This window comes from Mesorhizobium sp. B2-4-14 (genome assembly GCF_006442155.1).
Taxonomy (GTDB): Bacteria; Pseudomonadota; Alphaproteobacteria; order Rhizobiales; family Rhizobiaceae; genus Mesorhizobium.
In genome coordinates this window covers 76,417-96,650 of record NZ_VFVA01000009.1, presented here as the reverse complement: position 1 = coordinate 96,650, position 20,234 = coordinate 76,417, and the positions used below count along the sequence as shown (strand labels likewise).

16 protein-coding genes and 1 tRNA gene are annotated in these 20,234 nt (G+C 62.9%); 10 read left to right on the top strand and 7 right to left on the bottom strand.

All coding sequences use genetic code 11. The features are described from left to right. The first annotated feature begins 171 nt into the window (after positions 1-171). The 5 genes from betI to betB all read left to right on the top strand — a co-directional run bounded on the left by betI (position 172) and on the right by betB (position 6,564). Positions 172-762 (top strand): transcriptional regulator BetI, encoded by a 591-nt coding sequence (betI, locus tag FJ938_RS10800; protein WP_140693520.1) that lies wholly within the window; start codon positions 172-174, stop codon positions 760-762. Then, on the top strand, positions 759-2,288 hold the full coding sequence (gene betC / locus FJ938_RS10795) for a choline-sulfatase (RefSeq protein WP_140693517.1): 1,530 nt from the start codon (positions 759-761) through the stop codon (positions 2,286-2,288). Before betI ends, betC begins: the two co-directional genes overlap by 4 nt. Then, positions 2,285-3,295: a threonine/serine dehydratase gene (locus tag FJ938_RS10790; protein WP_181169057.1), complete on the top strand. Its 1,011-nt coding sequence runs from the start codon at positions 2,285-2,287 to the stop codon at positions 3,293-3,295. The genes betC and FJ938_RS10790 overlap by 4 nt, the downstream gene beginning before the upstream one ends. A gap of 3 nt (positions 3,296-3,298) precedes the next feature. Then, positions 3,299-4,951 carry a choline dehydrogenase gene (gene betA / locus FJ938_RS10785; protein WP_140693510.1) on the top strand — a complete coding sequence of 551 codons (1,653 nt, stop codon included), beginning with the start codon at positions 3,299-3,301 and terminating at the stop codon, positions 4,949-4,951. 149 nt (positions 4,952-5,100) lie between these two features. Then, entirely contained in the window at positions 5,101-6,564 is a 1,464-nt protein-coding gene (gene betB / locus FJ938_RS10780; protein ID WP_140693670.1) for a betaine-aldehyde dehydrogenase, read from the top strand. 132 nt (positions 6,565-6,696) lie between these two features. On the opposite strand, the gene FJ938_RS10775 is transcribed toward betB, so the two are convergent. Then, positions 6,697-6,773, bottom strand: a tRNA-Pro gene (locus FJ938_RS10775). A gap of 415 nt (positions 6,774-7,188) precedes the next feature. Here FJ938_RS10775 and FJ938_RS10770 point away from each other — a divergent pair. The 3 genes from FJ938_RS10770 (at position 7,189) to FJ938_RS29685 (ending at position 8,374) form a co-directional block, all read left to right on the top strand. Next, complete coding sequence (locus tag FJ938_RS10770) at positions 7,189-7,404, top strand: hypothetical protein (protein ID WP_140693668.1); 216 nt, start codon at positions 7,189-7,191, stop codon at positions 7,402-7,404. A gap of 4 nt (positions 7,405-7,408) precedes the next feature. Further along, a complete protein-coding gene (locus FJ938_RS10765) occupies positions 7,409-7,849 on the top strand; it encodes a hypothetical protein (protein ID WP_140693507.1) in 441 nt (146 codons plus the stop codon). Between the two features lie 180 nt (positions 7,850-8,029). Beyond that, positions 8,030-8,374: a hypothetical protein gene (locus FJ938_RS29685; protein WP_140610016.1), complete on the top strand. Its 345-nt coding sequence runs from the start codon at positions 8,030-8,032 to the stop codon at positions 8,372-8,374. Positions 8,375-8,414: 40 nt separating this feature from the next. Here the strand turns inward: FJ938_RS29685 and FJ938_RS10755 are convergent, their stop codons facing one another. The 4 genes from FJ938_RS10755 to FJ938_RS10740 all read right to left on the bottom strand — a co-directional run bounded on the left by FJ938_RS10755 (position 8,415) and on the right by FJ938_RS10740 (position 13,850). Further along, positions 8,415-10,034, bottom strand: a complete 1,620-nt coding sequence (locus tag FJ938_RS10755; RefSeq protein ID WP_140693504.1) for an ABC transporter ATP-binding protein — start codon at positions 10,032-10,034, stop codon at positions 8,415-8,417. A 17-nt stretch (positions 10,035-10,051) separates the two neighbouring features. Next, positions 10,052-11,173: an ABC transporter permease subunit gene (locus tag FJ938_RS10750; RefSeq protein WP_140693501.1), complete on the bottom strand. Its 1,122-nt coding sequence runs from the start codon at positions 11,171-11,173 to the stop codon at positions 10,052-10,054. Further along, on the bottom strand, positions 11,166-12,089 hold the full coding sequence (locus tag FJ938_RS10745) for an ABC transporter permease subunit (RefSeq protein ID WP_140693499.1): 924 nt from the start codon (positions 12,087-12,089) through the stop codon (positions 11,166-11,168). Before FJ938_RS10745 ends, FJ938_RS10750 begins: the two co-directional genes overlap by 8 nt. Before the next feature lie 168 nt (positions 12,090-12,257). After that, entirely contained in the window at positions 12,258-13,850 is a 1,593-nt protein-coding gene (locus FJ938_RS10740) for a peptide ABC transporter substrate-binding protein (RefSeq protein ID WP_140610020.1), read from the bottom strand. 286 nt (positions 13,851-14,136) lie between these two features. On the opposite strand from FJ938_RS10740, the gene FJ938_RS10735 reads away from it, so the two are divergent. Both FJ938_RS10735 and FJ938_RS10730 read left to right on the top strand, forming a co-directional pair. Next, entirely contained in the window at positions 14,137-14,583 is a 447-nt protein-coding gene (locus FJ938_RS10735; RefSeq protein ID WP_140693665.1) for a TadE/TadG family type IV pilus assembly protein, read from the top strand. Then, positions 14,584-16,341 carry a TadG family pilus assembly protein gene (locus tag FJ938_RS10730; RefSeq protein WP_140693496.1) on the top strand — a complete coding sequence of 586 codons (1,758 nt, stop codon included), beginning with the start codon at positions 14,584-14,586 and terminating at the stop codon, positions 16,339-16,341. 45 nt (positions 16,342-16,386) lie between these two features. Here the strand turns inward: FJ938_RS10730 and FJ938_RS10725 are convergent, their stop codons facing one another. Both FJ938_RS10725 and glgX read right to left on the bottom strand, forming a co-directional pair. After that, the gene (locus FJ938_RS10725) at positions 16,387-18,021 is read right to left on the bottom strand and encodes an alpha-glucosidase family protein (RefSeq protein ID WP_140693493.1); all 1,635 of its coding nucleotides are present in this window, start codon (positions 18,019-18,021) and stop codon (positions 16,387-16,389) included. Next, positions 18,021-20,021, bottom strand: a complete 2,001-nt coding sequence (gene glgX, locus FJ938_RS10720) for a glycogen debranching protein GlgX (RefSeq protein ID WP_140693490.1) — start codon at positions 20,019-20,021, stop codon at positions 18,021-18,023. Before glgX ends, FJ938_RS10725 begins: the two co-directional genes overlap by 1 nt. Positions 20,022-20,234: the final 213 nt, after the last annotated feature.

The following is a 20,234-nucleotide window of genomic DNA, read 5'->3' as shown; positions in this document are numbered from 1 at the left end:
CATGTGGGCCTATGGCGCACTTCGCCTTTATTGTTCAAATATAAACATTCCGGCCTCCGCCGTGAAGGGCCGGAACCAGACAATCGCTTGGTGCAGGTTGAGCCTGCGACGATTTTTTTGTTGATTGATCCGTCAATAAAAAATAATCCTGCTTCAGAGGAACCTAGCGAGATGCCGAAAGTCGGAATGGAGCCACTGCGCCGCAAGGCGCTCATCGATGCGACGATCTCGGCGATCGGCGAGCGCGGCTCGCTTGATGTGACCATGTCCGAGATTGCCGGACGCGCGGGCGTTTCCTCGGCCCTTGCCCATCACTATTTCGGTGCCAAGGACGAGCTGCTGTTCGCGACGATGCGGCACATCCTGGCCGAACTGACCATCGATATGCGTGGCGCGCTGCAATCCGCAGCATCCCCGCGCGAACGCGTCTCGGCCGTGGTCGCCGTCAACTTTTCCGACATCCAGTTCCAGCCGGAAACCATCGCCGCATGGCTCGCCTTCTACGTCGAGGCACAGAAATCGTCCTCGCTGCGGCGGTTGCTCAGGGTCTATGCGCGACGGCTGCATTCGAATCTCATGAGCGGGCTAACCGGCATCCTGCCCAGGGCCGAGGCCGACCGTGCCGCCGAAGCGACAGCGGCGATGATCGACGGGCTGTACATCAGGCGTGCGCTGAAGGACGGCGTGCCCGACGCCGCGACCGCGATCGCGCTGGTCGAGGACTATCTTGAAACCAAACTCGGCGAGCGACGAAAACAGTGACAGCGAAGCGACCCAATTTCCTGATCGTCATGGTCGATCAACTCAACGGGACCTTGTTTCCCGATGGCCCGGCGGACTTCCTGCATGCACCGCATCTGAGAGCGCTGGCCGCACGCGCGGCGCGCTTTGCGAATAACTACACGGCCTCGCCGCTCTGTGCGCCGGGCCGGGCCTCGTTCATGAGCGGCCAGTTGCCGTCGCGCACCGAGGTCTATGACAATGCTGCCGAGTTCGCCTCGTCCATCCCGACCTTCGCGCATCACCTGCGCTCCGACGGCTATCACACGGTGCTGTCGGGCAAAATGCATTTTGTCGGCCCCGACCAGTTGCACGGCTTCGAGGAGCGGCTGACGACCGATATCTACCCGGCTGATTTTGGCTGGACGCCGGATTATCGCAAGCCCGGCGAGCGCATCGACTGGTGGTACCACAATCTGGGCTCGGTGACCGGTGCCGGCGTCGCCGAGATCTCGAACCAGATGGAGTATGACGACGAGGTCGCTTTCCACGCTGTGCAGAAGCTCTATGATTTCGCCCGCGTCTCCGACGGCGCCGCGCACCGGCCCTGGTGCCTGACGGTTTCCTTCACGCATCCGCACGATCCCTATGTAGCGCGGCGGCAATATTGGGATCTTTATGAGGATTGCGCGGCGCTCGAGCCCGAAGTGGCCTTCATTCCCTATGACAGCCAGGACCCGCATTCGAAGCGGCTGTACAAGGCCTGCGACTACGACAGTTTCGACATCACTGCCGAGCAGATCCGCCGCTCCCGTCGCGGCTATTTCGCCAACATCTCCTATCTCGACGACAAGGTCGGCGAGTTGCTGTCGGTGCTGGAGCGCACGCGCATGCTCGACGACACAATCATCCTGTTCTGCTCGGACCACGGCGATATGCTTGGGGAGCGCGGGCTTTGGTTCAAGATGTGCTTCTTCGAGGGCTCGGCGCGGGTGCCGCTGATGATCGCTGGCAAGGGCGTGCCGGCCGGCCGGATCGACACGCCGGTCTCCAATCTCGATGTGACGCCGACGCTCTGCGACCTCGCCGGCATCGACATGAGCGCGATCGCGCCATGGACCGATGGCCAGTCGCTGCTGCCGCTGCTGGATGGCAAGCAGCGCACCGCACCAGTGCTGATGGAATACGCCGCCGAAGGCTCCAACGCGCCGTTGGTGGCGATCCGCGATGGCCGTTACAAGTTCGTCCATTGCGAGATCGATCCGCCCCAACTCTATGATATCGAATCCGATCCACATGAATTGACCAATCTCGCCGCCGATCCGGCGCATGCCGATCTGTCGGCAGCGTTCATGGAAAAAGTCCGCGCGCGCTGGGACATGGTGGCGTTCGATGCCGCCGTGCGCGCCAGCCAGGCGCGGCGCTGGATGGTCTATCCGGCGCTGCGCAACGGCACGCACTACCCCTGGGAATTCCAGCCGCTGCAAAAGGCATCGGAACGTTACATGCGAAACCACATGGATCTCAACGTGCTCGAAGAGCAGAAACGGTTTCCGCGAGGCGAATGATGGCAGACCTTCTCGTTCCTACCCTCGACCATCTCAAACAGGCCTATGCCGTCACGTCCCGGGCGACGCAGATCACGCCGCTGCTGGAATCGGTGGCACTGGCGCGCGAGACAGGTGCGGCCCGTGTCTTCGTCAAACCGGAATCGCTGCAATGGGCCGGATCCTTCAAGATACGCGGCGCCTATTGGCGGCTGAAGCGGCTGTCGGCCGACGAGGCGAAGAGGGGCGTCGTCGCCTATTCTTCCGGCAATTTCGCGCAGGGGCTGGCCGCCGCTGGCCAGGCGCTCGGCATTCCCGTCACCATCGTCATGCCGATCGACGCGCCGGCCGCCAAGCGTGACGCCACGGCGGGTTACGGCGCGCGAGTCGTGCTCACCGACCATGGCGAGCGCGCCCGTGAGGAGGTCGCCGCCGCCAAGGCGCGCGAAATTGCCGAGACCGAAGGCGTGGCTCTCCTGCATCCGTTCGACGATCCCGAGATCGTCGCCGGCCAGGCGGGCGCTGGCCTCGAGGCGCTCGACCAGCTTGCCGCCAAGGATGCCAGCGCCGATCTGTTGTTCTGCTCGGTCGGCGGTGGCGGGCTGATCGGCGGCGTTTCGCTTGCCTTCCACTATTTGTCGCCGGCTACCGAGATCATCGGCGTCGAGCCGGAAGGTTTCAACGGCATGGGTGCCTCCCTGGCGCATGGCAGCATCGAGACGATGCCGATCGGCCCGAAATCGATCTGCGACGGGCTTATGTCGCGACGTCCAGGCGACGCGCCCTTCGCGGCGGTCAAGACCGCGGGCGTGCGGGGCATCACGGTGGACGATCAATCGGTGCGGCAGGCAATGCGGATCGCCTTCGAGCGGATGAAGCTGGTGCTGGAGCCGTCAGGCGCGGCATCGCTGGCCGCACTGCTCGGCGGCAAGGTGGATGTGAAGGGCAAGACCGTTCTTGTGGTCGCAACCGGCGGCAACGTCTCGCTCGCCGATTTCATCACGCATATGAATAATGGGCTGACATGAACGATGCTTGAAGCGGATTTCGTCATCATCGGCTCCGGCTCCGCCGGCTCGGCCATGGCCTATCGCCTGTCGGAAGACGGCAAGCATTCGGTCATCGTCATCGAATTCGGCGGCAGCGATATCGGGCCGCTGATCCAGATGCCGTCGGCGCTGTCGATCCCGCTCAACATGAGCCTCTATGACTGGGGCTTCGCCAGCGAACCTGAATCCCATCTCGGCGGCCGTGTGCTGGCGACGCCGCGCGGCAAGGTGATCGGCGGTTCGTCCTCTATTAACGGGATGGTCTATGTGCGCGGCCATGCCCGCGACTTCGATCATTGGGCCGAACAGGGGGCGGCCGGCTGGGGCTTTGCCGACGTGCTTCCCTATTTCAAGCGCATGGAAGATTCCGACGGAGGCGAGGACGGCTGGCGCGGACATGGTGGGCCGCTGCATGTGCAGCGCGGCTCGCGGCGCAATCCGCTCTATGGTGCCTTCGTCGAGGCGGGCCGTCAGGCCGGGTTCGAACTGACCGACGACTACAATGGTGCCAAGCAGGAAGGCTTCGGCGCGATGGAGCAGACCATTCTGGGCGGTCGGCGCTGGTCGGCGGCATCAGCCTATCTGAAGCCGGCGCTCAGGCGTAAAAACGTGAGTCTGGTCAAAGGTTTTGCCCGGCGGGTGATCATCGAGAATCAACGCGCCATCGGCGTCGAGATCGAGGCTCACAAGCAGATTCAGGTCGTTAAGGCGCGACGTGAGGTGATCGTCGCCGCCTCGTCGATCAACTCGCCCAAGATCCTGATGCTGTCCGGCATCGGCCCGGCCGACCATTTACGCGAAAACGGCATTGCCGTCGTGGCCGACCGGCCCGGCGTCGGCCGCAACCTGCAGGATCATCTGGAGCTGTACATCCAGCAGGAATCGACCAAGCCGATCACGCTGAATTCGGTGCTCAACCCGTTCTCCAAGGCGATGATCGGGGCGCAGTGGCTGTTCTTCAAATCAGGCCTCGGGGCCACCAACCATTTCGAGGCGGCGGCATTCGTGCGCTCGCGCGCCGGCGTCGACTACCCCGATATCCAGTACCACTTCATCCCGGCGGCGGTTCGGTATGACGGCAAGGCGGCGGCGAAGTCGCATGGCTTCCAGGCCCATGTCGGACCGATGCGGTCGAAATCACGCGGCTCGGTGACGCTGCGCTCGCCGGATCCAAAATCGAAGCCGCTGATCCACTTCAACTACATGTCGCATCCGGACGACTGGGCCGAGTTCCGCCACTGCATCCGGCTGACGCGACAGATCTTCGGCCAGAAGGCGTTCGACGCCTATCGCGGCGAAGAAATCTCGCCGGGCAGCCATGTGCAGTCGGACGACGATCTCGACGTGTTCATCCGCGACCATGCCGAGAGCGCCTACCACCCCTGCGGCACCTGCAAGATGGGGCGAGCCGACGACGCAATGAGTGTCGTCGATCCGGAATGCCGGGTCATCGGTGTCGAGGGCTTGCGCGTCGCCGATTCCTCGATCTTCCCGCGTGTCACCAACGGCAACCTCAACGCGCCGTCGATCATGACCGGCGAGAAGGCCTCCGACCACATTCTCGGCCGCACGCCGCTGGCGCCCTCCAACCAGGAGCCATGGATCAATCCGCGCTGGCAGGTGTCGGACAGATAGAGCATGATCCCGGGACATTCCTCCGGCGCATGATCCCGAAATCGGATACGATTTCTGGAAAGTTCATGCCCAGAAATAAGGTGCTGCAGCGTCCTTTGCGCGTCCAGGAGGACGCGCGGCGCTGCGGCGAAGACAATGTGGAGACTCCCATGCGCGCCCAGCCCACGGCATCGCACTATGTCAACGGACGCTATATCGACGACGAGCAGGGCGCGCCGTTGCCGGTCATCTATCCGGCAACGGGCGAGACCATCGCGATGCTGCGTTCGGCGACGCCGAACGTGCTGGAACTCGCGATCGAGGCCGCACGGGCCGCACAGCCGGCCTGGGCGCGGCTGAAGCCGGTCGAGCGCGGCCGCATCCTGCGCCGCGCCGCCGACATTTTGCGCGCCCGCAACGCAGATCTCGCCCGCATCGAAACGTTGGACACCGGGAAGGCGATCCAGGAGACGCTTGTGGCGGACGCGCCTTCGGCGGCGGACTGCCTTGAATATTTCGGCGGCGCGGTCGCCGCCTATAATGGTGAGGCCGTCGATCTTGGCGGTCCCTTTGCCTATACGCGGCGCGAGGCGCTCGGCGTCTGCGTCGGCATCGGCGCCTGGAACTACCCGATCCAGATCGCCGGCTGGAAATCGGCGCCGGCGCTGGCCATGGGCAACGCCATGGTGTTCAAGCCGTCGGAGAACACCCCTCTTTCGGCGTTGGCGCTGGCCGAGATCTACAGCGAGGCCGGCCTGCCCGATGGGCTGTTCAATGTGGTGCAGGGCTATGGCGACGTCGGCGCCGGGCTCGTCGGCCACGATGTCGTCGCCAAGGTCTCGGTGACGGGCTCGGTGCCGACCGGCCGAAAGGTGTTGTCATCAGCCGGTTCGAAGATGAAGCACGCAACGATGGAGCTTGGGGGCAAGTCGCCGCTGATCGTCTTCGACGACGCCGACATCGAGAACGCCATCGGCGGCGCCATGCTCGGCAATTTCTATTCGACCGGCCAGATCTGCTCCAACGGCACGCGCGTCTTCGTGCAAAGCGGCATTCACGACCGCTTCGTCGAGCGATTGGTCGAGCGGACGAAGAAAATCCGCATCGGCGACCCGCTCGACCCGGAGACCCAGATGGGTCCGCTGGTATCCAGGGCGCAGCATGAGAAGGTGGTTGGCTATATCGAGGCCGGCAAGCAGGACGGCGCTGCACTCGCCTGCGGTGGCAACGTGCCTTCCTTGCAAGGCTTCCAGGGCGGCTTCTTTGTCGAGCCGACGGTATTTACGGGTGTCACCGACACGATGCGCATCGCGCGCGAGGAAATCTTCGGGCCTGTGATGAGCGTGCTGAAATTCGATGGCGAGGACGAGGTGATCGACCGCGCCAACGACACCGAATTCGGATTGGCCGCAGGCGTGTTCACGCGCGACCTGCCGCGCGCCCATCGCGTCATCGCCGAGCTTCAGGCCGGCACCTGCTGGATCAATGCCTACAATCTGACGCCGGTGGAAATCCCTTTCGGTGGCTTCAAGCAGTCCGGCATCGGCCGCGAGAACTCGCTGGCGGCACTGGCGCTTTATTCGCAGCTGAAGGCTGTCTATGTCGAGATGGGGGATGTGGCGAGCCCGTATTGAGCGGTGCTACGCCTTGTCCGTCTCGCAAAACCCGAGGCCGGGTGGGCGGCGAAGCGAGTCCTCTTAGCCCTTGTTTTCGCCAGGGAAATAAGGTGGGCGCCACAGCCGGGATGCCTAAGTGCTTGTTCTTTCTGGTCGGAGTGGCAGGATTTGAACCTGCGACCCCCTCGTCCCGAACGAGGTGCGCTACCAGACTGCGCTACACTCCGTGACCAGACCGCGGGCTTATAGCCGCCACACTTCATTCCTGCAAGCGGCAATGGCAGCGCTTCTGTCGCATTTCGCCAGCTTTCGTCGCCCTCGGGTGCGGAGCTGTGCCTGGACGGTCAGCCGAGGACTATGCCAATCACCATGGCGGTGATGGCCATTGCGAAGACCGGTGCGAGCAACCAACGCGCCAACACTTTTCTGGTCAGCTTCCTCCGACGATTCTGCAGCGGACAACGAGGGCAACCGGTGGCTGTTCCGGGCGGTGCGCCTGACGGGGCCATAGGGTTTTGCGGTCAGACTTAGGTCCTGCTACCAACCGACCGAAGCCCAGCCCCAGGAACATTTGCACTCCGTCCCAGTTCGTTGGTGGGCGCGGACACGATCACACGATCAGAAGAGCGGAATTGGATGAACATGTCGAACCGTGAGACTGCAAGATCCCATGCCTTGGGAATGCGCGTGGCCGGGCTCAGAAACAGGATGCGGGAGGCCCGGATTACCGAAGGTGAAATGAGGACCTTTCAGAAGGTCGCAGCCGTGATCGAGGACGGCCACGGCCGGATCGATGGCGACGATCTGATCGCGGCTTCTTTCGTTACCGACACGCTGGCCGACAAGGGAACGCCCTGAGACCATGCGGACAATCAGCAGGCTTTTTGATTCCCATGCCGAAGCGGCACGGGTCGCCGGCGATCTGGTGGCGGCGGGCATTCCTTGCGTACGCATTGCCATTATCGGCCCCTACCACGACGAGATCGGGATCCTAAGGACGCCGGCCGTCATCCTTGGCGCTGTCGCCGGGGTGCTGGCTTGCCTGAGTGCTGTCGCCGTCTACGGCGTCAGTTCGCTTCCGGCCGGATTATCTGCAACTGCAATGATTGGCGCGCTCTGCGGCGGTGGCGCTGGCGCGCTGCTTGGAGCATTCGTCCCGACTGCCAAAAAACCGGATGATCGGAGCGCAGCCGAGGGGATTGTTTTGGTGACGGCGCATGTCGATGAAACCGAGACCGACATCGCCCAGGCCGTGCTCGGCGGTTGCGCGCCCTTGGACAGCTTCGTCGCCGAGGCGGCATAAAAATCTCAAAAGATTGATGCACTGGCCAGCCGCCGTGGGCGGGTCGACGGTTCACGCATCACGGACCGGAGCAGGCGGCGACCATGCCCGGCGGGGCGCAAGGCTTTGACGAAATGGGCATCGGCCCTAGGTAGTTCGATGGATATGAGGGGCCGGTAAGACGGCGAGCCGGATGCGGACATGAACTTGGCTTCAACGGCAGCATCGGCACCGACTGTTTTGGTTGCGGTGCTTCTTGCTACTGGCTGCTCGTCGATCGGCGGGACCGGCAACCCAGCGAAATACGACAGCATGAGCTGCACCGAACTCAACAGCGCGCTGGGAAGCACCGCCAGCGCGATCTCGCAAACCGCGATCACGCGCGGCAAGGTCGCCAACAGCAGTGTCCCACGCTGGCTTTTGGGTGGCTCGCGCGTGAAGACGGCGATCGCTAACCGCGAGACGGCCAGGATCGAACGGCTGAAGCAGCAACATGATGCCATTGTCGCTGCGCGGGCGCGCAGGTGCCATAGGTCAGCTGGCTGAGCGCACAGCCGTGATGATTGCCTTTACCTGGCGCGAAGTCTCACGCACTCAACCGGAACCGTGTGACATCAATCGCGGCGTTCATCAGCGTCTGCGTGTAGGGCGCTTGCGGATTGCCGAAGATCGCCTCGGTCGGCCCTTCTTCGACGATCTTGCCTTGCTTCATGACGATGATGTAGTCGGCCATGGCGCGCACCACGGCGAGATCGTGGCTGATGAACAGGTAGGACAGTTCATGGTCCGCCTGCAGCTTGCGCAATAGTTCGACGATCTGTTTCTGCACCGAGCGATCGAGCGCCGAGGTCGGTTCATCCAGTACGACCATTTTGGGCTTCAGGATCATGGCGCGGGCAATGGCGATGCGTTGCCGCTGCCCGCCAGAGAATTCATGCGGGTAGCGGTTGCGGGCGTTCGGATCGAGGCCGACCTCGCGCAAGGCCTCGACCGCGCGCTGGTCGCGCTGTTTGCCCGAAAGGTTCGGCTCATGCACCAGCAGGCCTTCGGTAATGACCTGGCCGACTGTCATGCGCGGCGATAGCGAGCCGAATGGATCCTGGAAAACGAGTTGCATCTGACGCCGCAGCGGCCGCATCGCCTGCCGGTCGGCGGTGGAAATGTCGCGATCGCCAAAACGGATCAAACCATCGCTCGGCAGCAGCCGCAGCAAGGCGCGGCCGAGCGTCGACTTGCCCGAGCCGGATTCTCCGACGATGCCGATGGTCTGGTTGCGCTGCAGCCGGATCGAAATGTGATCGACCGCACGCAGCATCAGCGGTTCACCAGCCAGAAACCCGCCGCCGATCTTGAATGTGACTTCGACATTCCTGCCTTCAAGGACCACCGGCGCATTGGCGGGCGGAGGCGCCTTGGTGCCTGTCGGTTCGGCCGCCAGCAGCATCTTGGTATAGGCATGCTGCGGGTTGACGAAGATCGCCTCCGCCTCGCCTTCCTCGACAACCTCGCCCTGGCGCATGACATAGACCCGGTCGGCGAAGCGCCGGACGATGCCAAGGTCATGGGTGATGAAGACGATCGCCATGCCAAGCTTGCGCTGCAACTCGGCCAGAAGCATCAGTATCTGTGCCTGGATGGTCACGTCGAGGGCCGTCGTCGGCTCGTCGGCGATCAATATGTCGGGGTCGTTGGCGAGCGCCATGGCGATCATCACGCGCTGGCGCTGACCACCGGACATTTCGTGCGGATAGGATTTCATCCGCCGCTCGGGATCCGGAATATGCACCAGCCGCAGCAGCTTCAGCGCCTCCTCATGCGCCTCGGCGGCATTCAGGCCCCGATGCCGCCGGATCGGCTCGATCAACTGGTTGCCGATCGAATAGAGCGGATCGAGCGAGGTCATCGGCTCCTGGAAGATCATGCTGATCTTGCGGCCCCTGACCTTATTCAGCTCGGATTTGCTCAGTGTCAGCAGGTTGCGGCCGCGATAGTCGACACTGCCTGACGCCTCGCCATTGGAGGCCAGCAAGCTCATCGCCGCCATCATGGTCTGACTTTTCCCGGAGCCGGATTCGCCGACCACGGCAACGGTCTCACCCGCGTTGACATGAATGTTGATGCCCTTCACCGCCTCGACGGCGCCATCCAGCGTGCGAAAGCGGACGCGCAGGTCCTTGACGCTGAGGATCGTTTCAGGAGCGGTCATCTCAGCGATCCCCATCTTTATCGATCCCTTGGGTCGAGCGCATCGCGCAGACCGTCGCCGACGAAATTCAGGGCGAACAGCGTCGAGACGAGGAAGAAGGCGGGGAACAGGAGCAGCCAGTTGGCGGTGCCGATGTTCTTGGCACCGACCGAGATCAGCACGCCCCAGCTGGTCATCGGCTCCTGGATGCCAAGGCCGAGGAATGACAGGAAGCTTTCCAGGATAATGACCTGTGGCACCAGCAGCGTCATGTAGATCACCACCGGACCAAGCAGATTGGGGATGACATGGCGTAGCAGGATGCCGCGGTGGCCGACGCCCATCGCCTCCGCCGCCTGGACATATTCCTGACGTCGGATCGACAATGCCTGGCCACGCACGATGCGTGCCATATCGAGCCACAGCACCGCACCGACCGCCAGGAACATCAGCACGAAATTGCGGCCGAAGAACACCACCAGCATGATGACGAAGAAAATGAACGGCAAGGAATAGAGCACGTCGACGATGCGCATCATGACCTCGTCGACCTTGCCCCCTGCAAAGCCGGCCGTGGCGCCGTAGACCACCCCGATCACCACCGCCACGACACCAGCAAGCAGGCCGATGGCCAGCGATATGCGGCCGGCCATCAGTGTGCGCGAGAGAAGATCGCGGCCGGTATTGTCGGTGCCGAACAGAAAATATTGCTGCTTCACCGACGTGCTCATCACCACTTCGAGGCCGTCGGGCGACTTGCTCTCGATCTTGGTGTCGTCGAAGGCATCGGAGCGGTCGAGGTAGCGGATGTTGCGATCATCGATGGGTTTGGTGGAGGTGACGGTGACCGTGACGCGCTCCCCATCCTGCTTCCATTCCTTGATGTCGACCCGCATGCGCTTGATCGCGTCGTTGAGGGCCGTCTCGATCATATCGGCCTTCGGGTAGGCCGTAAGACTCGGCGGCGTGCGCACATAGTCGGCATAGATGGTCGTATACTGGTGCGGCACGAACCAGGGGCCGAACACGCTGATGGCGGCGATAAAAACGAGGTAGTAGAGGCTGAACATGGCGGCGCGATTGGCCTTCAGGCGCGCCCAGGCATCGCCCCAGAGCGAGCGGCCGACCACGACGGGAGCTGTGGCTGCGATGTCAGTCATAGCGCACCCTTGGGTCGACGACCGCGTACATGACATCGACGATCAGGTTGAAGACGATGGTGAAGATGGCGATCACCACCACCGTCCCCATCACCAGCGTGTAGTCGCGGTTGAGCGCGGCATCGACGAAATAACGGCCGACGCCGGGAATGGAGAAGATGGTCTCGACAATGACCGAGCCGGTCAGCAGCGCTGCCGCCGCCGGCCCGGTGAAGGAGACGATCGGCAGGATGGCACCGCGCAGCGCGTGCTTGACCACCACCGACCAGTCGGAAAGGCCGAGCGCGCGGGCGGTTCGGATATGGTGGGACCGCAGCGATTCAATCATCGAACCCCGCATGAGGCGGGCAACGATGGCAATCTGCGGCAAGGCAAGCGTCAGCACCGGGCCGACCTTGTTGATGAAGGCGCCATCGCCCCAACCGCCGATCGGCAACAGCTTCCAGGTCAGCCCGAACAGGAGCTGGATCACCGGCGCGATGACGAAGGTCGGAATGGTGCTGCCGGCTGTCGCCAACGCAATCACCGCATAGTCGCCAAGCTTGTTCTGGTTGAGCGCGGCAATGGTGCCGAGCAGGCTGCCGAGCAGCAGCGCCAGGATCAGCGCCGAGGCACCGAGCTGGACGGAAATGGGCAGGCCCTTGGCAAACAATTCGGTGACGGTGAAGTCCGGCATGTTGTAGCTCGGGCCGAAATTACCGCGCAGCAGATTGCCGAGATAATGCGCATATTGCAGCCAGAGCGGGTCGTTGAGACCATACTGGGCTTCAAGGTTAGCCCTGATCTCGGGGCTCAGTCCCCGCTCCTGGTTGAATGGCCCGCCCGGCGCAACCCGCATCAGAAAGAACGCCATCGTCACGATAACGAACAGCGTCGGAATGGCGGTCAAGAGCCGCCGGAATACATATCGCAGCATCGGTGCCCCGCTTGATCCGGAACACATCCGTCCAACGGGATGATTGTACTCCGGCTTTCAAATCTACGCACCGAACTTTCCGAAAAGCGATTCCGGTTCCCGGGCCGATGCGATGGCAAACCAGCACCGCCGCGCCACTCAAGGGCGCGGCGGGTTTGGCCTGGGAGGTCAGTCCTTGCTGATGAAGCGGGACGGGTGAACGTCCATCACATTGTCGACAAAGCCGTGCAGCTTCGTGGAAACGATGTCGTGGTAGCTATAGTAGAGCAGCGGAATCTGGCCGACGTCGTCGACGAGGATGCGCTCGGCTTCAGCGAGATCCTTCATGCGTTCTTCAGGCTTGCCGCCGGCAGCGGCTGCCTTGTCCATGGCAGCCTCGTATTGCGGGCTGTTGTAGCTCGAATAGTTGTTGCCGCTCGCCTTGCGCGAGATGCCGAGGAAGGTTTCCGGATCCTTGTAGTCGGCGATCCAGGCGGCGCGCGCCACGTCATAGTCGCCCTTCTGCTCCAGGAAGGAATAGTGGGTCTTGGTGTCGGTGTTGAGCAAGGTGACGTCGACGCCGAGGGGCTTCAACTGCTCCTGAATGGCGACGGCAGTGTTCTTGTGGTTCTCCGAGGTGTTGTAGCGGATCTCCATCTTCAGCGGATGTTCGGGCGTATAGCCGAGCTTCTCGAGGATTTTCTTGGCCGCGTCCTCACGATCGATCTGCGGCATGTCGGCATATTTGGCCATTGCCGGCGTGTAGCCCTCAATGCCGGGAGGCACCATCGAATAGCCGGGCAGCATCGAATTCTGCCAGACCTTTTCGGCGATGAAGTCACGGTCGATCGCCATCGAGATGGCGTTGCGCAGCTCGGGGTTGTTCCACGGCGCCTTGTCGGTCTTGATCGCATAATAGTAGGTGCCGAGATACGGCCCGACATGGATCTGGTCGCCGAACTTGGTTTTCAGGTCGGCGAGCTGTTCGGTCGGCAGATCGTCGTAGCTGTCGAGTTCGCCAGCCTCGAAGCGCTTCATCGCCGAAGAACGGTCTTCGGTCGGAATGTAGTTGACGACGTCGATCTTGACGCTGCCCGCGTCCCAGAATTTCGGATTCTTGACCAGCTTCATGTGGTCGTTAGGGACCCATTCCGCCAGCGTGTAGGCGCCGTTCGACACCAGCTTGCCCGGCTTGATCCAGTCGGCGCCGAGCTTTTCGATGGAGGCCTTGCTGACCGGATAGGTCGCCTGGTGGGTCAGCATCTCCAGGAAGTAGGGCGTCGGCGCCTTCAGCGTCACTTCCAGCGTATTTGCGTCAATCGCCTTGGCGCCCATATCCTCAGGCTTGCCCTTCTTGGTGTTGACCTCCTCGGCATTCTTGATGGGATAGAGCATGGAAGCATATTCGGCGCCGGTGGCCGGATCCTCCAGCCTGCGGAAGGCATAGACGAAGTCCTCGGCAGTCACCGGGCTGCCATCCGACCACATGCCGTCCTTGCGCAGCTTGAAGGTGTAGACGGTGCCGTCATCCGATACCGTCCAGCTCTCGGCGGCGCCTGGGATGACATTGGCCTTCTCATCCTGCATGACGAGGCCCTGGAACAGGTCGCGCAAGACATTGGCTTCGTAGACCGTCGAGGTCTTGTGCGGGTCGACGGATTCGGATTCGGCAGCGGTGCCTCGGTTGTAGACAATTTCGGCGAATGCCGGCGTGTAGAACGTGCCGGCGGTCACTGCCATGGTCGTGGCGAAAACTGTCGCCTTCAGCATGTTTTTCAGCATGAAGTTCTCCCTATCGGCGCTGCCGTCGCGCGCCTTTTCGTGTGTTGACGCCCCGGAACCGATGCCTGGCTCCTTTGAGCGTGCCGCCGGTTCCCTCCGGCAGCTGGTGGCAGGAGACTAGACAGGAGGTAAGCTCTTTTCAACCGAGTACTGATTGACCCTAAGTCAATCCCCGCAATCACAGAAGCAACCTCTAAATTAGAAATGGCTTTTTCAATCGTGCGCAGCCGCCGGTTGTACCCTGAGTTTTCGCTTTCTGCATGCGAAATTTGGCATGCTCGGCACCATGGTTGAGAAGCTTATTTCCAAGGTCAGATGGCGCGAGTTCCGAACAGATGCTTCGGGGACCTCGGCAGTCGAGTTCGCTGTGCTATCACCGCTCTTTATCCTTCTCCTGCTCGGGATGGTTGCATACGGCATCTATTTCGGGGCCGCCAACTCAATCCAGCAGATCGCGGCCGACGCCGCCCGGACGGCCATCGCCGGGTTGAACCAGACCGAGCGGCAGACGCTCGTGGCCAGCTTCCTGACAAACAACGCCGGCGGCTATCCCTTCGTCGATGCCAGCAAGCTGACCTACCAGGCCAATGACAGCACCGCCGACGGGAGCCAGTTCGTGGTGTCCATCCAGTACGATGCACGCAACCTGCCGATCTGGAATCTCTTCCCGGGCATAGCCATGCCGGGGACCACGATCACGCGCCAGTCAACGATCAGAGTTGGGGGTATCTGAATGCCGTTGCGTCGGCGCACGAAGGTGGTGCGGCTTTCCCAGCATATGCTTGCCGACAAGAAGGCGAACTTCGCCGTCATGACGGCATTGAGCGCACCGGTCGCGCTGGCGCTGGCCGCGGTGGCCATCGATGAGGCCTCAATCTACACCGAGCGCCGGCAAGCCCAGGCGATGGTCGACCTGGCGGCGATCACCGCCGCCTCGAACATCAACAATGTCAACACGGCGGTCGTCACCACGCTCACCGACAACGGCATGCCAGGTATCGTCGTTCAAGCTTCGGGCCAGACCATTCCCCCGGCTGTCGATAAGACAGTGGTGACGGTCACGCAAGGCCGATATGCCTCGTCAACCGCCAATGTCGGCCAGCGCTTCCAGGCCGGCGTGACACCCTATAATGCAGTGCGCGTCACGTTGACGAAAATCCCCGCCCGCTACTTCGCCAGCTCGCTTTTGCCCACTCCGGTCATCGGCACCCAAGCCACCGCCAGCATGACGCCGCAGGCGACATTCTCGGTCGGATCCCGACTGCTCAGCGTCAACGGCGGCATCCTCAACGCTCTTTTGAGCGGACTTCTCGGCGGCAACATCTCGCTCAGCGTCATGGACTATAATGGGCTGATTTCGGCCGATGTCAGCGTGCTTTCCTTCGTCAGTGCGCTCGCCACACAACTGAACATCACGGCCGGCACCTACTCCGACGTCCTGGCCTCGAAAGCGACCGTCGGCCAGATCGCCACCGCCATGGCCAGTGTTCCTGGCCTCGGCAATACCGCCAAGGTCGCGTTGCAGATCATCGCCTCCAAATCGACTGGTACCGTCAAGATCCCGCTCAGCAGCCTTGTCGACCTTGGTTCCGTCGGCAGCCTCGGCCTCGGGCAACAGCCGTCCGGCCTTGGGATCGACGCAAGCGCCATGGGAATGCTGACCGCCGCGGCCGTACTCGCGAACGGCACCAACCAGGCCGCGGTCGATCTCGGCGCCACCATACCGGGGCTGCTCTCCACCAAGCTCAGCATTGCCATTGGAGAGCCGGCGCAATCCTCGCCCTGGCTCGCGGTCGGCGGCATCGGCACTATCGTGCGGACCGCCCAGACGCGCATCAAACTCACGGCCTCCGTCGGCATCGGCACGCCCGGCCTCGCCGGCGGCATCAACCTGGTCGCCGTCAATCTGCCGCTCAATGTGGAAGTCGCCTATGCCGAAGCCAAGCTGACCGATATCACCTGTCCGACAGGGCCTTCCAGCATCAACGTCTCCATCGCCGCACACCCTGGCATTGCCCAGTTGAACCTGGCCAACAGCAACAACCCCTCTGGTTTTGCCGACTTCAGCCATCCGCAGACCTTCACGGATGCGGACATCGCCGATGTGAAGCTGCTGTTGATACCGCCGATCCAGGTGATGGGGTCGGCCGCGACCGCGATCACCAACAACAGCCCGCAGACCCTGACCTTCAACGCGACCGACATCGCCAACAAGACGATCAAGACCGTTTCGACGCGCAACATCTCGCAGTCGCTCACCACGTCACTGGTCAACAACCTGTCGCTTTCGGCCAATCTGCTTGGTCTCGGGATCGATGCGACCGCCCTGCTCGGAACGGTCAAGCCGGCGGTGGCGGCTTTGCTTAACATCGTGACAGCGCCCGTCGACGACTTGCTTTACAATGTGCTTTCGGCACTGGGTGTCGGTGTCGGCCAGGCCGACGTGCGCGTCACCGGAGCGACCTGCGGGCGGGCGGTGCTCGTTCAGTAGAGCTTTTCGGCCAAGCGGGTCGCTTGAAAGACGGTCGAACCGCGATCAGTCAAGCCGACCGAGGAAACAGCCGAGCGCCGGCAGCGCGAGCGCGTTGTGCTCAACGTTTGTGGCGCCGCCCAAGACAGCGGTAACAATTCCGATATCCGATGGCACCGGCCAATTCGCTGGCTCCCCGGCGAAATTGAAGACACCGAGCAATTTCTCACCACCGCCTTCGCGGATGAAGGCGAGCACGTCGCCCTCTGCGTCAAGAAAACGGATCGAACCGCCGACCAGCGCCGGATGCCGTTTGCGCAAAGCGAGCGCTGACCGGTAGGCGGACAGCACCGATTGCTCCTCGCGGTTCTGCACATCGACCGCACGGGCACGATGGCTTGCCGGCACCGGCAACCAGGGCTTGCCAGTGGAGAAACCAGCATTGCCGGCGCCAGCCTCCCAGACCATCGGCGTGCGACAACCATCCCTGCCCTTCGCACCGGGCCAGAAGCGGATTCCAACGGGATCGCGCAGATCCTCATAGGCAAGCTCCGCCTCTTCGAGGCCAAGTTCCTCGCCCTGGTAGAGGCAGATCGAGCCGCGCAGGCTGCACAGCAACAGGATCGAGAACCTGGCCACCATGTCGGGATCGCCGCCCGCCCGTGTCCAGCGGCTGACATGGCGCACCACATCATGATTGGAGAACGCCCAGCAGACCCAGCCATCGGCAACCGCGCTTTCAAAAGCCTCGACACAGCCGCGCACATGCGCGACCGAAAACTGCGGACCGAGCAGGTCGAAAGTGTAGCACATCTGCAGCTTGTCGCCGCCGGATGTGTAGGCGGCGAGCGTCTGCAGCGAGCGTCCTTCATCGCCGATTTCACCGACAGCGGCGCGGCCCTGATACTCGTCGAGCAGCGCCCTGAAGCGCCTGAGGAAGGCAAGGTTTTCCGGCTGCGACTTGTCGAACAGATGCTCCTGATAGAGATAGGTGTTGGTCTCGCCATTGGTGCCGGCGACGCTCGACGCCAGAGGCGGGTTGCTGCGCAGCCAGCGGTCATGGACGTAATAATTGACCGTATCGAGCCGGAAACCGTCGACGCCACGCTCCAGCCAGAAGCGCACCGTGTCCAAAAGCGCATCCTGGACATCCGGATTGTGGAAATTCAGGTCGGGCTGCGAGGCGAGGAAATTGTGCATGTAATATTGCCGGCGGGTCGAATCCCACTCCCAGGCCGGCCCGCCGAAGACGGACAGCCAGTTGTTGGGCGCGTTGCCATCGGGTTTCGTATCGGCCCAGACGTACCAGTCTGCCTTGGGATTGTTGCGGCTGGCTCGGCTTTCGACAAACCATTCGTGCCTGTCGGATGAGTGCGACAGCACCTGATCGATGATGATCTTCAGGCCCAGACGGTGCGCTTCGGCGACCAACCCGTCAAAATCCTCCAGCGTGCCGAACATCGGATCGACGTCGCGATAGTCCGATACGTCATAGCCCATGTCGGCCATCGGCGACTTGAAGAAGGGTGATAGCCAGACGGCATCGACACCGAGCGAGGCGATATGGGCAAGCCTCGCCGTGGTGCCCCTGAGATCGCCGCTGCCGTCACCGGTCGTGTCCTGGAAGGAGCGCGGATAAACCTGATAGATGACGCAGCCCCGCCACCATTCGGCCCCCTGCCCGGCACTATCATCGACCATCACGAAACCTCCCCGGCGCGGCCCATTGCGGTCCGACGCTCAATCATGAAACCGACGCCGCGGCCCGGCAGCGGCCGCGCGAGGTCGATTGTCTGCGTTTCCATCGCCGGCAGCCATTGGAACCCGTCGCGCGCAGGCAAGGTGAAGACGCATTGGCGGCGATCGCCGTTGATCATGACGGCAAAGCGGCCGTCCTCGGGACTGCCCAGCAGCATGACGAGGCGGTGTCGGGCGGGATCGCTCCAATCCGCCTCGGAAAGCGCCACGCCGGTTTCGGTCAGCCAGGCGACATCGGGAACGCCTGAACCACCGGCCGGCTCTCCTGTCAGGAAATGCGTGTCCGACAACGCCGGGACAGTACGGCGCAGCGCCGCGAGCGCCGAGATGTATTGTTCCAACGCCTGGTCGCGGCCTGCCCAGTCGAGCCAGGTGATGGCGTTGTCCTGCGCGTAGGCGTTGTTGTTGCCCTTCTGGGTGCGGCCGAATTCGTCGCCGGCGGTGAGCATGATGGTGCCGCGCGAGGCAAAAAGCGTGGCAAGCAGCGCGCACTGGTCGTCGAAGCGCGCCCTGGTGATCGCCGCATTGTCGGTCTCGCCCTCGACGCCATTGTTCCAGGACAGGTTGTCGTTGTGGCCGTCGCGGTTCTGCTCGCCATTGGCTGCGTTGTGCTTGCGCTCATAGGCGACGATGTCGGCCAGTGTCATGCCGTCATGGGCGGCGATGAAATTGACCGCGCGGCCGGTTGGCTGGCCGGTCCTGCCAAAAATATCGGACGAGCCGGCAAGCCGCGTCGCCAGCGGTCCAACCGCACCGGCATCGCCACGCCAAAAGTGCCTGACATCGTCGCGATAACGATCGTTCCATTCCAGATAGCGCGCCGGAAAATTGCCGAGCTGGTAGCCGTCGGGACCGATGTCCCAGGGTTCGGCGACCAGCACGCGATCGGCCAGGACGGGATCTCCGGCGATCGCCCCGAGCAACGGCGATGCGGGATCGAACGCGCCGTCGACGCGCCCCAGCACCGGCGCCAGGTCGAAGCGAAAACCATCGACGCCGGCCTGGCGGACGAAATGGCGAAGCGTGTCGAGCACCATCTGCCGCACCACCGGACGGTCGCACGCAACCGTGTTGCCGGTGCCGGTGTCGTTGACCAGCCTGCCATCCGGCTGGTGCCGGTAGTAGGCCTGATTGTCGAGCCCGCGCAGCGACAGCGTCGGACCCAGCCGGTCGCTTTCACCCGTATGGTTGAAGACAAGATCGAGAATGGTGCCGATGCCGGCCTGACGCAGCGCCGCGACGGTGTCGCGCAATTCCGCCAGGCCGCCGGGCGCCAGGCGCGGGTCGAGCGCCATGAAGGTCACGGGGTTGTAGCCCCAGGCGTTGCTGAGCCCAAGCGGCGGCAGATGCCGCTCGTCGATCGACGCCGTCACCGGCATCAGTTCGACCGCGGAGACGCCGAGCCTTTGCAGGTGCTCGATGACAGCCGGGTGGGCGAGCGCCGCGACGGTGCCGCGCTGCGCCTCCGGCACCTCCGGGTGCAGCTTGGTGAAGGCGCGCACCGGCACTTCGTAGATCAGGCCACCCGGACGAAACAGCGGCGGCAGGATGGGCATAGCCGTGGGCAAGGCTTTCGCCACGGTCTTGGGCATCAGCGGCGCGGTGTCGGCGCCTTCGTTGCGCCGCGCTGCAAGCCGCCAGTGATAGGCATAGGGTCGGTCGGTCTCGACAGCATAGGGATCGGTCAGCAGCTTGTCAGGGTCGAACCAAAGCCCCCGCTCTGGCGCATAGTCGCCATCGGCACGGAAGCCGTAGCGCGTGCCCGCGGCAACGCCAGAGACAAAAAGCGCATGCACCCCCTCGTCTTCCGGCTTCAGCTCCAGCCTGTCGAGTTCACGGTTTCCCTGCTCGTCGAAGATCGAAACCCAGAGGCGGCGGGCCGATGAGGACCATGCGGCGAAGCGGATGCCGTCGCGGGTGACGGTTGCGCCAAGCTGGGTCACTGGAAAATATAGCTCAGGTTAGCGCGAGACACCCCCCTCTGCCCTGCCGGACATCTCCCCCTCAAGGGGGGAGATCGCACTGCCGCACTGCTTTCAACAACGGCCAACGCAGCAGGAGGAACGAGACACTGAAACCGCCAATCTCCCCCCTTGAGGGGGAGATGGCCGGCAGGCCAGAGGGGGGTATAGCGCCCTACGCCCGTCATTGTCTCA

Coding starts and splice junctions, on each gene's coding strand:
- FJ938_RS10740 (WP_140610020.1), bottom strand. CDS start 13,850: ATGCTGAAAAACATGCTGAAGGCGACAGTTTTCGCCACGACCATGGCA.
- betI (WP_140693520.1), top strand. CDS start 172: ATGCCGAAAGTCGGAATGGAGCCACTGCGCCGCAAGGCGCTCATCGAT.
- FJ938_RS10755 (WP_140693504.1), bottom strand. CDS start 10,034: ATGACCGCTCCTGAAACGATCCTCAGCGTCAAGGACCTGCGCGTCCGC.
- FJ938_RS10790 (WP_181169057.1), top strand. CDS start 2,285: ATGATGGCAGACCTTCTCGTTCCTACCCTCGACCATCTCAAACAGGCC.
- FJ938_RS10725 (WP_140693493.1), bottom strand. CDS start 18,021: ATGGTCGATGATAGTGCCGGGCAGGGGGCCGAATGGTGGCGGGGCTGC.
- FJ938_RS10730 (WP_140693496.1), top strand. CDS start 14,584: ATGCCGTTGCGTCGGCGCACGAAGGTGGTGCGGCTTTCCCAGCATATG.
- FJ938_RS10735 (WP_140693665.1), top strand. CDS start 14,137: ATGGTTGAGAAGCTTATTTCCAAGGTCAGATGGCGCGAGTTCCGAACA.
- betA (WP_140693510.1), top strand. CDS start 3,299: ATGCTTGAAGCGGATTTCGTCATCATCGGCTCCGGCTCCGCCGGCTCG.
- FJ938_RS10770 (WP_140693668.1), top strand. CDS start 7,189: ATGTCGAACCGTGAGACTGCAAGATCCCATGCCTTGGGAATGCGCGTG.
- betB (WP_140693670.1), top strand. CDS start 5,101: ATGCGCGCCCAGCCCACGGCATCGCACTATGTCAACGGACGCTATATC.
- FJ938_RS10745 (WP_140693499.1), bottom strand. CDS start 12,089: ATGCTGCGATATGTATTCCGGCGGCTCTTGACCGCCATTCCGACGCTG.
- FJ938_RS10765 (WP_140693507.1), top strand. CDS start 7,409: ATGCGGACAATCAGCAGGCTTTTTGATTCCCATGCCGAAGCGGCACGG.
- FJ938_RS29685 (WP_140610016.1), top strand. CDS start 8,030: ATGAACTTGGCTTCAACGGCAGCATCGGCACCGACTGTTTTGGTTGCG.
- FJ938_RS10750 (WP_140693501.1), bottom strand. CDS start 11,173: ATGACTGACATCGCAGCCACAGCTCCCGTCGTGGTCGGCCGCTCGCTC.